This is a genomic window from Candidatus Laterigemmans baculatus (assembly GCF_010367455.1).
In the GTDB taxonomy this organism is placed as follows: Bacteria; Planctomycetota; Planctomycetia; order Pirellulales; family Pirellulaceae; genus Laterigemmans; species Laterigemmans baculatus.
This window is the reverse complement of record NZ_WRPR01000112.1, coordinates 165,557-176,753: the sequence shown is the minus strand read 5'-3', so window position 1 is coordinate 176,753 and position 11,197 is coordinate 165,557. Positions and strand designations below refer to the sequence as shown.

At 63.4% G+C, this 11,197-nt stretch carries 12 protein-coding genes; 2 read left to right on the top strand and 10 right to left on the bottom strand.

Annotated features, from left to right (window positions below):
• Positions 1–12: 12 nt before the first annotated feature.
• Positions 13–489, bottom strand: coding sequence for an NUDIX domain-containing protein (locus GNK13_RS18785; RefSeq protein ID WP_315853003.1), 477 nt, complete (start codon positions 487–489; stop codon positions 13–15).
• A gap of 31 nt (positions 490–520) precedes the next feature.
• On the opposite strand from GNK13_RS18785, the gene GNK13_RS18780 reads away from it, so the two are divergent.
• Positions 521–1,801, top strand: a complete 1,281-nt coding sequence (locus tag GNK13_RS18780) for a CCA tRNA nucleotidyltransferase (RefSeq protein ID WP_164104083.1) — start codon at positions 521–523, stop codon at positions 1,799–1,801.
• Positions 1,802–1,927: 126 nt separating this feature from the next.
• On the opposite strand, the gene sthA is transcribed toward GNK13_RS18780, so the two are convergent.
• Positions 1,928–3,319, bottom strand: coding sequence for a Si-specific NAD(P)(+) transhydrogenase (gene sthA / locus GNK13_RS18775; protein WP_164104082.1), 1,392 nt, complete (start codon positions 3,317–3,319; stop codon positions 1,928–1,930).
• Between the two features lie 158 nt (positions 3,320–3,477).
• Here sthA and GNK13_RS18770 point away from each other — a divergent pair, with 158 nt between their 5' ends.
• On the top strand, positions 3,478–4,305 hold the full coding sequence (locus GNK13_RS18770) for a carbon-nitrogen hydrolase family protein (RefSeq protein WP_164104081.1): 828 nt from the start codon (positions 3,478–3,480) through the stop codon (positions 4,303–4,305).
• Between the two features lie 102 nt (positions 4,306–4,407).
• On the opposite strand, the gene GNK13_RS18765 is transcribed toward GNK13_RS18770, so the two are convergent.
• The 8 genes from GNK13_RS18765 to GNK13_RS18730 are packed head-to-tail and all read right to left on the bottom strand — an operon-like array spanning position 4,408 to position 11,116.
• A complete protein-coding gene (locus GNK13_RS18765; protein WP_164104080.1) occupies positions 4,408–5,190 on the bottom strand; it encodes a TVP38/TMEM64 family protein in 783 nt (260 codons plus the stop codon).
• An 11-nt stretch (positions 5,191–5,201) separates the two neighbouring features.
• A complete protein-coding gene (gene mnhG / locus GNK13_RS18760) occupies positions 5,202–5,591 on the bottom strand; it encodes a monovalent cation/H(+) antiporter subunit G (RefSeq protein ID WP_203329140.1) in 390 nt (129 codons plus the stop codon).
• Positions 5,591–5,878, bottom strand: a complete 288-nt coding sequence (locus GNK13_RS18755) for a monovalent cation/H+ antiporter complex subunit F (RefSeq protein WP_164104078.1) — start codon at positions 5,876–5,878, stop codon at positions 5,591–5,593. Before GNK13_RS18755 ends, mnhG begins: the two co-directional genes overlap by 1 nt.
• The gene (locus GNK13_RS18750; protein WP_164104077.1) at positions 5,875–6,339 is read right to left on the bottom strand and encodes a Na+/H+ antiporter subunit E; all 465 of its coding nucleotides are present in this window, start codon (positions 6,337–6,339) and stop codon (positions 5,875–5,877) included. The genes GNK13_RS18755 and GNK13_RS18750 overlap by 4 nt, the downstream gene beginning before the upstream one ends.
• An 8-nt stretch (positions 6,340–6,347) precedes the next feature.
• Entirely contained in the window at positions 6,348–7,916 is a 1,569-nt protein-coding gene (locus GNK13_RS18745) for a Na+/H+ antiporter subunit D (RefSeq protein ID WP_164104076.1), read from the bottom strand.
• A complete protein-coding gene (locus GNK13_RS18740; protein ID WP_164104075.1) occupies positions 7,913–8,260 on the bottom strand; it encodes a Na+/H+ antiporter subunit C in 348 nt (115 codons plus the stop codon). Before GNK13_RS18740 ends, GNK13_RS18745 begins: the two co-directional genes overlap by 4 nt.
• A gap of 7 nt (positions 8,261–8,267) precedes the next feature.
• Positions 8,268–8,684, bottom strand: coding sequence for a Na+/H+ antiporter subunit B (locus tag GNK13_RS18735; RefSeq protein ID WP_164104074.1), 417 nt, complete (start codon positions 8,682–8,684; stop codon positions 8,268–8,270).
• The gene (locus GNK13_RS18730) at positions 8,681–11,116 is read right to left on the bottom strand and encodes a putative monovalent cation/H+ antiporter subunit A (RefSeq protein WP_164104073.1); all 2,436 of its coding nucleotides are present in this window, start codon (positions 11,114–11,116) and stop codon (positions 8,681–8,683) included. The genes GNK13_RS18735 and GNK13_RS18730 overlap by 4 nt, the downstream gene beginning before the upstream one ends.
• Positions 11,117–11,197 lie beyond the last annotated feature (81 nt).

The following is an 11,197-nucleotide window of genomic DNA, read 5'->3' as shown; positions in this document are numbered from 1 at the left end:
CTGGTGACCTGTTCACAGCTCGATCTCCCCTTGGGCCCAGGCCGAGAGGAACTGGGGCATGCTGGGGAGGCATTTGGCGGCGATCTCGAGTTCTTCGCGGCGCATCCACATGTAGGCTTCGACTTCGGCCGGGTTCGGAACCGGTTCGGCATCGGCTTCGATCCGCGCGGTCCACCAGGCCAGCTGGGTTCCCCAGGCCGTGACGCTCCGCCACACGCAGGCGACCGGCTCGGCTTCCAGGGCGAGTTCTTCTTGCAGTTCGCGAATCAGGGCTTGGGGCTCGCTCTCTCCCGGTTCGATGCCACCGCCGGCGAAGCACAACAGGCCGGGAGCAGCGACCCGCTGGGAACGGCGGATGACGAGAAACGTTTCGTCGCGCATGATGACACCCACCACCCCTCGCCGCCCGCGCGGATCCTTGGCGCCTTTGGGAACGTGGAGTCCTCCGAACGACGGATCACTCGACTGCTCCTGAGCGGGATCGGTCACCGATGCTGTCTCCTGAATTGAAATGAAATTGATGAACGATATTGTGCAGTCGATCGAGCTGGCGATCGCGACCGATCCCAACGCCGTCTTGGCGCTGGAGATTATCCAGCGTCTGCGGTCCGAGGGCCACCTCGCCTACTTGGCCGGAGGCTGCGTCCGCGATGGGCTGCTGGGGCTAACGCCCAAAGACTACGACGTCGCCACCGACGCCCACCCGGAGCGGATCCGCAGCATCTTCGGTCATCGCCGCACGCTGCCGATCGGAGCCGCGTTCGGGGTGATCAACGTGCTCGGGAAAAAGCGAGCCGGACAAGCGCCGGTCGAGGTGGCCACCTTCCGCAGCGATGGACCGTACACCGACGGTCGTCGCCCCGACACGGTTTGCTACAGCACGCCGGCCGAAGACGCCCAGCGGCGCGATTTTACCATCAACGGGCTGTTCTATGATCCGACCGAACACCAGGTGATCGACTTCATCGGCGGCCGCCAGGACCTCGAAGGCCGACGGATCCGAGCTATCGGCGATCCGCATGCGCGGTTCCAAGAGGACCGGCTCCGGCTGTTGCGGGCCGTCCGCTTTGCCGCCAGCTATGGACTCGAGATCGAGCCGGTGACGTGGGATGCGGTGCTCGTGCATGCCGCCGAAGTGACGGTCTGCAGCGGCGAGCGAATCGCGGCCGAGATGCGCCGGTTGCTGCGAGACCCGGCCGCCGGGGAGGGACTCGCGCTGCTCTATGACAGCCGCTTATCGGCCGCCATCATGCCTCGAGTCGATGCGGCCCTGGCCGACGCGGCGACGTTGCGGGAGTTGCAACTTCGGCTAGCGAATTTTGAGGGGACCAGTTTTGGAGCCCGCCTGGCGGCGCTGGCCCTCTGCTGCGATTCCTCGGCCACCGAGGCGCTGGAGGAAATCGTCACCGGCTGGAAACTCTCCACGGCCGAAGCCGAGGCGGCCCGCGCGGCGCTGCGGGACCACGCCGAATTGCTCGGCGCCGACCAACTCCCCTGGTCCCGCCTGCAGCCGCTGCTGGTCCAGCGACACGCCCCGGCGGTCGTCGCGCTGGCCACTGCGATCGCGCGTGCCGACCGCCACGACGATGCCCCGCTTGCCCTGGTCCGCGAGCGAATGGCCTGGCCGCCCGAGCAACTCAACCCGCCTCCGCTGCTCTCGGGCGAAGACCTCAAGCGGATTGGAATGCGGCCTGGCCCCGAGTTTCGAGTCATCCTGCAGCGAGTCCGCGACGCCCAGCTCGACGGAGAGCTGACCACCGGCGAGCAAGCCGAACAGTGGCTCAAGGGGCAGAGGGACTGAGCAATCCTATCTTTTGAGCCGTAGGCGCTAGCCTCGGGCCACGCGCGTCCCGGGTTTTCCGGTGCAGAACCCGCGGCTAGCGCCGTCGGCTCAGTTTTTTTGGACCGAGCGCCGCTGACAATCCCGCTAGAACAAACGGTTGTACCCGTTGAGCGCGGCCACTCGGTAGGCTTCGGCCATCGTTGGATAATTGAAGGTGGTCTCGAAGAAATATTCCAACGTGTTGTGCCCGGGCGGCTGGCTCATGATCGCCTGGCCGATATGGATGATCTCGGCGGCTTGCGAGCCGAAGCAGTGGACGCCGAGGATCTCCAGCGTGTCGCGGTGAAACAACAGCTTGAGCATGCCGGTCGTCTGCCCGGTGATCTGGGCGCGAGCCAGGCTCTTGAATTGACTGAAGCCGATCTCATAGGGGATGCAGGCGGCGGTCAATTCGCGTTCGGTTTTACCCACCGAGCTGATTTCGGGACTGGTATAGATACCGGTGGGAATATCATAGAGCCGCAGGTTTCCATCCTTGGCGCCTTGAATGTGCATCGCTGCGGCGCGGCCTTGGGTGTACGCGGCGCTGGCCAGCGACGGGTAGCCGATCACATCGCCGACGGCATAGATATGCTCGAGCGCCGTCTGGAACTGGTCGTCGACTTCGAGCTGGCCGCGGTTGTTGGGCTCGATGCCGATCTTCTCGAGCCCCAGCGCCGCGGTATTGCCTTGGCGGCCGTTGGCCCACAGAAACACATCCGTCTTCAGCCGCTTGCCGCTCTTGAGGTGCAACACCGCTCCGTCATCGCGACCTTCAACCCGCTCCATCTCCTCGTTGTGTCGAATCAGCACCCCCTGGTCACGGAGATGGTAGGAGAGGGCGTCGATGACTTCGTCGTCGAGAAACTCGAGCAACTTTTCGCGGGTGTTGACCAAGTTGACCTTCATCCCCAAGTTGCGAAACATCGAAGCGTATTCACAACCGATGACGCCCGCCCCGTAGACGGTGATCGAGTAGGGTTTCTCGGGGATCCCAAGGATCGTGTCGCTGTCAAAAATCCGCGGATGACTGAAATCGACTCCCGGCGGCCGGTAGGGGCGCGAGCCGGTGGCGATCACAAACCGCTCGCCACTCACCCGCCGATCGCCGTCGATCTCGATCGTGTGTTCATCGACGAACCGAGCTTCGCCTTGGAGGATCGGGACTCCGTTGCGATCGTAGAAGGACTGCCGCATCGCGACCTGCTTGTTCGTGATCGCTTGGCTGCTGCGGCGGAGTTGATCCATGGTGGGGCTGACGTGGATCCCCATCTCGCGGACCGTGGGGTTGTTCATCGCCTGCGTGATCGCACTGATGCTGTACCGCAGCGCTTTGCTGGGGATGGTTCCCCAGTGGGTGCAACCGCCACCGATTTGCGTGTATCGTTCGACCACGGCAACGCGAGCGCCCCCTTTGGCCGCTTGCATCGCAGCCCCCTCGCCCCCCGGACCGGTCCCGATCACCACGACGTCATAGTCATATTTTGATTCGCTCATGCGAGTAATTATCGCGAGAATGGGCGCCGCCGGTAGACCATTCTTCCGACTTACCGATCCGATCGCTCTGACGCCCCCTTTTGTTCTGACGCCCCCTTTTGTTCTGACAGCCCCTTTGTCCTGACAACCCCTTTGTCCTGACAACCCAGGAGAACCCGATGCGCGTTGCCGCCGCTCAGATCGATGTGAAGCTCGGAGAGGTGGAAGCCAATCTGGCCGCCGCGGTCGACTGGATCGGCCGAGCGGCCGAGGCCGGAGCGGACTTGGTCGTGCTCCCGGAGTGCGCACTGACGGGCTACTGCTTTGAAAGCCGCGAGGAGGCTTTGCCGCATGCGCGGGCGATCGACGATCCCTTGTGGCAACGGATCAGCAAGGCCTGCGGTGCAGGGGGAAATCGGTTTGCCGTGATCGGCTTTCTCGAACGGGACGGCGAGTGCCTCTATAACGCTTCGGCTCTGGTCGGGCCCGCAGGAGTTCTCGGCAGCTACCGAAAAATTCATCTGCCCCATCTCGGCGTCGATCGATTCGTCGACTGCAGCCAACGTCCCTATGCGGTGTACCAAGCGGGTGAGATGCGGGTGGGCTTGGCGATTTGCTACGACAGCTCGTTCCCCGAACCGATGCGGGTGCTCGGACTCGAACAGGCGGATGTGATCGCGCTGTCGACCAATTGGCCGGTCGCCGCCCGGCGGACCGCCGAGATCGTCCCCCCGGCGCGAAGCATGGAGAACCACCTCTATTTCATCGCCGCCAACCGGATCGGCCGCGAGCGGAGCTTTCACTTCTGCGGACTGAGCTCGATTTGCGGCCCCGATGGCGTCGAACTGGCCCGTGCGGTCTCCGACGAAGAGACCCTGCTGGTCGCCGAGATCGATCTCGCCGCGGCCCGCAACAAACGCATCGAGCGGACGCCAGGGAGCCACGTGATCGATCGTTTCGCCGACCGCCGCCCCGAGTTCTACGGCAAACTCAGCGAGCCGCAGTGACGGGCTAGCGCCCCGGTCAATTTTTTCGCAGCGGAACCGGACGCTAGCGCGTGGCGGCTGATTTGACACACGGTTTCGGGACGCGACGCCCGAGGCTAGCGCCTACGGCTCAGAAAGCCCCCGGCCTCGCCGACGGCGGACATACGCCACCAGCTGCCGGATCGCCAGCGGAAACAGGGCCAGGCACAAGAACGCGGCCACGATCTCCGCCGTCACCACGCTCCCAACGCCGCGGTCGACGAGCGTCTGGAGATCGGGAAAAGCGGACCCCACCCACACGTACAGCAGCGTGCCGGGAAGCATCCCCAACTGGCTGGCCCACCAAAACGTACCCACGCGAATCGGCGTGAGTCCCATCACCAGATTGATGACGACGAAGGGAACCCCAGGAATCAGCCGAGCGGTGATCAGGTAGTACACCCCTTCGCGGCGAATCGCGTCGTTGATGCTCCGCAGGCGCGCCCCAAAACGACGCTCGACGGCATCGCGAAGCAGATATCGGCTGCTGAGAAAAGCCAGCGTCGCACCACTGGTCGACGCAAAGCTGATCAGTACCACCGCCGGGAGAAACCCAAAATACCATCCATACACCACGGACAGTGGAACCGCTCCCGGCAGCGACGCTCCGGTGACCAGCACGTACAGCGCGAACGCGGCAATATAAACCCACAGCGGATGCGATTCCTGCCACTCCCGCAGTTGCTGCTCCCAATCGAGCAGCACCGCCAGCGAAACCCAATCGCGGAGGACCAGCGAAAGGCCGACCAGTGCGACCACGAGCCCCGCGGCGATGGTGATTTTCGCTCGGCTCGACAAACCGCCGCTATTTGAGCCCGGATCGGGCGGGGCAGGGGGCGGTGACGGGTCCGCGGAGGAGCGTTCCATGGGAGCCGCGGTCAGCCGCGGGGATCCTCCGCGGATGGGCGGCCGCTGGCCAATTCATGGGTCGCCGCATCGTACTGGCCGCGAAGCTCGTCGGCCACCGAACGATGCCACAGCGGAACGTTGCTGATGTACCCGGCACGCGCCACCATGTGCGCGGCCACCGGCGCCGTCAAGAACAGGAACACGATTACCAACATCGCCCGCGTCGTGACTCCCGCGTCGCCAAAGTGAATCGCGACCGAGAGAATGATGCACACAACGCCCAGCGTGCTCGACTTCGCCGCTGCCTGCATCCGCGTGTAAAGGTCGGGCATCCGAAACACGCCGAGCGAGGCGATCAAACAAAAAATCGCGCCGGCGAGCATGAACAGGCAGACCAGCAGGTCGTTGAGGTGCGCCATCATTCTCTGCCTCGCTTCTCCAGGAAAAACGCAAATGCCACCGTGCCCACGAACGCTACGAGCGCCAGCAGAATCGCAACCCGCAGGAGCATCGGCTGGCCGGTGAAAACCGCGTGCACCGAGATCATTCCCACCGCCAGCACACCGACCAAGTCGAGCGCCACGACGCGGTCCGACAAACTCGGCCCTCGCAGCAGTCGGACCACCGCAAAAAATATCGCCACCACCAGCAGATTCATCGCTAACAGAGACACTACCGCGACGACAGGATAGCCATAGAGAGTCATGAACGGAGAATCTCCAACAGCGGCGTCTCATACTGCTCTTTCAGCTCCCAACGCGTTCGCTCCGCATTCTCTACGTCCATCACATGCACGTACAACACCCGCCGGTCCGTGGAAATATCGACCGAAAAGGATCCGGGAGTCAGCGTTAGGATATTGGCCAGCAAGGTGGCTTCGAAATCCGTTTGGGGTTCGAGTGGAACGGCGATAATTCCCGGCTTGAAAAAGCTCGAGGGGGTGATCACATGCCAGGCAACATGCAAATTTGCCCGCACAATTTCTTTGGCTAGGAACAGCGAAAAGCGAACGATCTGCCGCACCTTGCCAAAATAGCTCGACCCGCCAACAAGCGGTTGGAAGAGCCACAGCAAAAGAAAGCCAAACGCGAATCCCATAATCAGGCTGGCCACCGAAAACTCGGCGATCATCAGCGACCACACGAACGCCAGCAGGAGGTTACCCAAAAAGAGTCTCATTCGCTCACCACCGGATGCACCGCGTCGATATAGATCTGCGGATTCAGCAATTGAACCCCCGACTGCATCGCCACTTCGAAGATTGGCCCCGCTGCCAGACCGATCAACAGCGTGATCCCAGCGAGTCCGGCGATCGGGCCGATCATCATCGCCAACCCCTTCTCCTTCGATAGCCGCTCCTCACTGGCTGGCCGCTCCTCACTGGCTGGCCGCTCGGCAGGATCGGGCGCCCAGAAGACGGCTGCCCAAATCTTGGTCATGGAGAACAACGTCAATACGCCGACCGCCAGCGCGATCGCCACAATCCCATACTGCTCAAGCCTCAGCCCCGCCTGGACGAGCGCTAGCTTTGCCCAGAAACCGGACAAGGGAGGGATTCCGGCGAGCGACAGCGCGGGAACTAAAAACAGCAACGAGAACACAGGACGGGAGGCATAGAACCCGCCCAGCGAATCGAGCCGGCCGGTTCCTTGCAACCGCTCGACCACTCCGCTGACCAAAAACAAGTTCGTTTTGACCACGATATGGTGGGCAATATAGAAGACGGTGGCCCCGAGCCCCATCGTGACGGCCGCTCGTGTGGCTTCGGTGTCCGACCATGCCAGCACGACCATCAAGCCGAGCCCCATCAGCATGTAACCGATCTGGCTGATGATGTGAAAGGAGAGGATCCGCCGAAACTCACTCTGCACGGCGGCCCCGAGGACACCAGTGACCATGGTGAACCCCGCCAGCATCAAAATCAGGCCGTGGGTAAACCCGATATCATGCACGAATACGAGGGTGAACACTCGGAGCAGCGCATAAACTCCCACCTTGGTGAGCAGCCCGGCAAAGATCGCTGAGATTGCCGCCGGAGCGGTGTGGTAGGAAGCGGGCAACCAGAAGAAGAGTGGAAAGATTGCCGCTTTGATCCCGAAGGCTAACAGGAAGATCATGGCCAGCATATTCGCCACTTGCGGCTGCCCGGCGGCCGGCAGCTTGATCGCCAAGTCGGCCATATTCAGCGTCCCCGTCACCCCATACAGAATTCCCGCCCCAGCGAGGAATAATGCGGAGCTGATCAGGTTCAGCGTCACATACTTGATCGCCCCCTCGACCTGCCCCCGCTCGCCGCCCAGCGTCAGCAGGACGAACGAGGACATCAGCAGCACTTCAAAGAAAACGTACAGGTTAAACAGGTCGCCGGTCAGGAACGCCCCGCAGACTCCCATCAACAACACGTGCAGTAGCGGATGGTATCCGTAGGCCTCGCGTTCCGCGTCGATGCTGACCGTGGAATAGATCACGACCGCCGTTCCTTTCATCGCGGCCAACAGGACCATGATCGCGGCCAGCAGGTCGGCGACCAGCGAGATTCCATAGGGAGCCGCGTAGCCGCCGAGCTGAATCGCCAGCACGCCGTCGCGGTAGACCGTGACGAGCAGCGTGATCGCCGTGGCCAGCAAGCCGAGCATGCCGAGGACGCTGACCAGACGCTGCGCCATGGGCCGCCGCCGCAACAGCATCATTCCGCTGGCGACCAACATCGGTAGCAAGATGGGCAGCGTCAGGAGCCAGTTCATGTGTCGGTCGAATTCATTTGGTCGAGGTCATCGGTACCCACGCGTTTGTAGGCGACCTGGAACAGTGCCAGGGTGAACGCGATCACGCCAAAGCCAATCACGATCGCCGTCAGAATCAGCGCCTGAGGGAGAGGATCGGCAAATCCCTCCGGCGGAACCTTCGCTCCTTCGGGAACCAGCGGAGCCTGACTGCTGCGGAGACCGCCGGCGGTGAAAATCAGCAGGTTCGCCGCCTGGGAGAGCAGCACCAATCCGATCACGACCTTCACAAGACTCCGCCGCATCAGCAAATAGAACCCCGCGGCGTACAGCCCCCCGACGACGATCGAGATGATCCATTCCATCGTGCGGTTACTCCTCGGCAAGCGGAAAGAGGATCATCAGCACCACTCCCACGACGGTCAGATAGACCCCGACGTCGAATAACAAGGGAGTTCCCAGCTTCAATTTGCCAACCGTCGGAATCACCCACTGCTCGGTCCAGTAGGTGGTGAGAAATGGCTCGCCGGCGAGCAGTCCAGGCAGCCCGCTGCAGGCCGCCAGCAATAGCCCCATCCCGATCAACTGCTGCTCTTCGACACGCAACAACCGCCGCGCCGCTTCCACGCTGTCGGCCAGGGCGTAGAGGGCAAAGCAAAGCGCCGCCAGCAGGCCTCCGACGAATCCGCCTCCAGGCTCGTCATGGCCGCGGAGCAGCAAAAAGATCGAGAACAGCGCGATCACCGGAAACAGGTACCGCGTCGAGGAGCGGAGAATCGTCGAGGTCATGAGAGTTTCTCCCGCCGCGGCCGCAGTTTGAGCAGCGCCAGGACGCCCAGAGCGGAAACCGCTAAGACCGTGATCTCGCCGAGCGTGTCGAGGGCTCGGAAGTCGACCAGGATGACGTTGACGACATTCCGCCCATGCCCCACGTCGACGCTGTTGGCGGCAAAGTATCCCGAGATCCTGCCATCGATCTGCACCCGCGCCGCCACCAACACGAGCAGACTCATCACGGCCCCCGCGGCTACGGCGATCAATAGATCCCGAAGTCGATGGGCGGGAGTCGATTGGCGAGGCGAATTGGGAAGGTAGTAAAAAACGAACACGAACAGCAGCACCGTCAGCGTCTCGACGACAAACTGCGTCATCGCCAAATCGGGCGCCCCGTAGAGAGCGTAGATCAGAGCGACGCCGTAGCCAACGACGCCGAGCGAAGCGATCGCCGTCAGCCGCGAACCGGAGTGCACCGCCCCGACGGCTCCCAGCAAAATCATCCCGGCGACCGCCAAGCGATACGAATTCGCATAGAACCATTCCTCGGGCTTTTCCGGCCACGGTCCGATTCCCAGCGGCAGTGAGTCGACGCGGAGCAGCGTCCAGCCGAGCAGCCCGATCGCCGTCAGCAGCACGGTCCGCAAATAAGCCCGCAGCGAGCCGTTCTGGAGCAGCCCCGTCTGCCAACGGGCGACCGCCAACAGCCCCTCGAGCCCCCCGTGGTACCAGGCCTCGGGTCCGAACCGATGGGCCGCATCGCCGCTCTGCAGCAGGCGGCTGACCTGAGGATGCAGCACGTACAGCCCGACCCCCGTGAGAATCGCGATCGTGCTCAACAGCAACGGCAGATTGAAGCCGTGCCAGAGCGCCAACTCGATCGGCACCAGCTGGTCCGCTCCCAGCACCGCCGTAACCGCCGGAGCAACCACGTGCTCGCCGATCCCGTGGGGAAGCACCCCGCAGACCAATCCGGCTCCGCCCAGGAGCAGCGGTCCGATCCACATCGGGAACGACACTTCATGCGGCGAAGCCTCGGTCGGCGACGAAGCATCGGCTGGCGGGCTCTCCGTTTGGCGGCGGCCGAAGAAGGGTCCAAAGGCGACCAGTCCGGAGACGACGATGAACAGGATCCCCCCGAGCAATGCGGCAGCGGTCGTCAGGATCGCGAGACTCGGCTGCTTGAGCGTCGCCTCGAGCAACAGTTCCTTGCTGAGAAAACCAAACGACGGCGGGAAACCGGCCATCGAAAACGCGGCCAACCCGGCGGCCAGGGCCGTCAGCGGCATCGCTTTGGCCAGCCCCCCGAGCCGCCGCACGTCGGCTGTGCCCGCCGCGTGGGTGACCGAGCCGGCGATTAAAAACAGCGTCGCTTTGTAAAACGCGTGGGCGAGCAGAAAGACGGTGAAGGCCTGGGCCGCGTAGACCGCGATCTCCGTCTCGACCGGAGCCGCTCCCCCGGCGGCAGCTTCCCCTCCGGCAGCCCCCAGCCCGAGCAGAAAAGTCAGCACTCCCAAGGCGCTGATCGTCGAGTAGGCCAAGATCCGCTTCAAGTACGTCTGGCGGATCGCCAGGTAGGCCCCGATCACCATCGTCGCGCCCCCCACGATCGCGAGGATCGCGAACCACAACTGCGTCCCGCCCAGCGCGGGACTGAGCCGGGCCATCAGGTAGATTCCCGCCTTGACCATCGTCGAGGAATGCAGATAGGCGCTGACCGGAGTCGGCGCCTCCATCGCGTTGGGCAACCAGTAGTGGAACGGGAACTGAGCCGACTTGGTGAAGCAGCCGGCGAGGATCAACAGCAACATCGCCGGATAGAGGGAGTGGCCGCGAAGCGTCTCGCCCTGCTCGAGCAGCTCGGAAATCTCCCAGCTGCCACCGGCGACCGCCATCACGACCAGCCCGGCGAGCATCGCGAGCCCGCCGGCGCTGGTCGTCAGCAGCGCCTGGAGCGCCGCCCGCCGCGCCGCTTCGCGGGCGTGATCAAAGCCGATCAGAAAATACGAACTGATGCTCGTCAGCTCCCAAAACACGATCAGGCTGATCACGTTGTCGGCCAGCACCAACCCCAGCATCGATGCCATGAACACCATCAGCCAGGCAAAGAACCGGCCGCGCGCCGGATGCCCCTGGAGATAGCTCCCGGCGTAGAGCGTGATCAAACCGCCGATGCCGGTGATCAGCAGCGCAAACAGCAAGCTGAGCCCATCGAGCCGGAACGAGAGCTGGGCGCCGAGCTGGGGCGCCCAGTGGAGCGTCTCGCGGATCGCTCCCCCCGCTTCGATCCGCCCGCCGGGCTCGAGCAGTTCCGCGCGCCTCAGAAGCATCGCAAAGAGTGTCAGTGGTGCTGCCGCGAGCACGACCCCAGCCAAGCGGCCGGTGACGCGTTCGACACCTGGCGCGATCGCGGCAACCAGGAAGCCGGCTAGGACCAACAGGAACATTCGCCAGGGCTCGGTGAAGCAAGAAAGGAAGACTCGGGCGCGACTCGAGCCATCCTAGCAACGCCTCCCCAACCTCGACAG

Bases quoted from the DNA above. Each gene is read 5' to 3' on its own strand.
- GNK13_RS18780 (WP_164104083.1), top strand. From the start codon at position 521: ATGAACGATATTGTGCAGTCGATCGAGCTGGCGATCGCGACCGATCCC.
- sthA (WP_164104082.1), bottom strand. From the start codon at position 3,319: ATGAGCGAATCAAAATATGACTATGACGTCGTGGTGATCGGGACCGGT.
- GNK13_RS18770 (WP_164104081.1), top strand. From the start codon at position 3,478: ATGCGCGTTGCCGCCGCTCAGATCGATGTGAAGCTCGGAGAGGTGGAA.
- GNK13_RS18765 (WP_164104080.1), bottom strand. From the start codon at position 5,190: ATGGAACGCTCCTCCGCGGACCCGTCACCGCCCCCTGCCCCGCCCGAT.
- mnhG (WP_203329140.1), bottom strand. From the start codon at position 5,591: ATGGCGCACCTCAACGACCTGCTGGTCTGCCTGTTCATGCTCGCCGGC.
- GNK13_RS18755 (WP_164104078.1), bottom strand. From the start codon at position 5,878: ATGACTCTCTATGGCTATCCTGTCGTCGCGGTAGTGTCTCTGTTAGCG.
- GNK13_RS18745 (WP_164104076.1), bottom strand. From the start codon at position 7,916: ATGAACTGGCTCCTGACGCTGCCCATCTTGCTACCGATGTTGGTCGCC.
- GNK13_RS18740 (WP_164104075.1), bottom strand. From the start codon at position 8,260: ATGGAATGGATCATCTCGATCGTCGTCGGGGGGCTGTACGCCGCGGGG.
- GNK13_RS18735 (WP_164104074.1), bottom strand. From the start codon at position 8,684: ATGACCTCGACGATTCTCCGCTCCTCGACGCGGTACCTGTTTCCGGTG.
- GNK13_RS18730 (WP_164104073.1), bottom strand. From the start codon at position 11,116: ATGTTCCTGTTGGTCCTAGCCGGCTTCCTGGTTGCCGCGATCGCGCCA.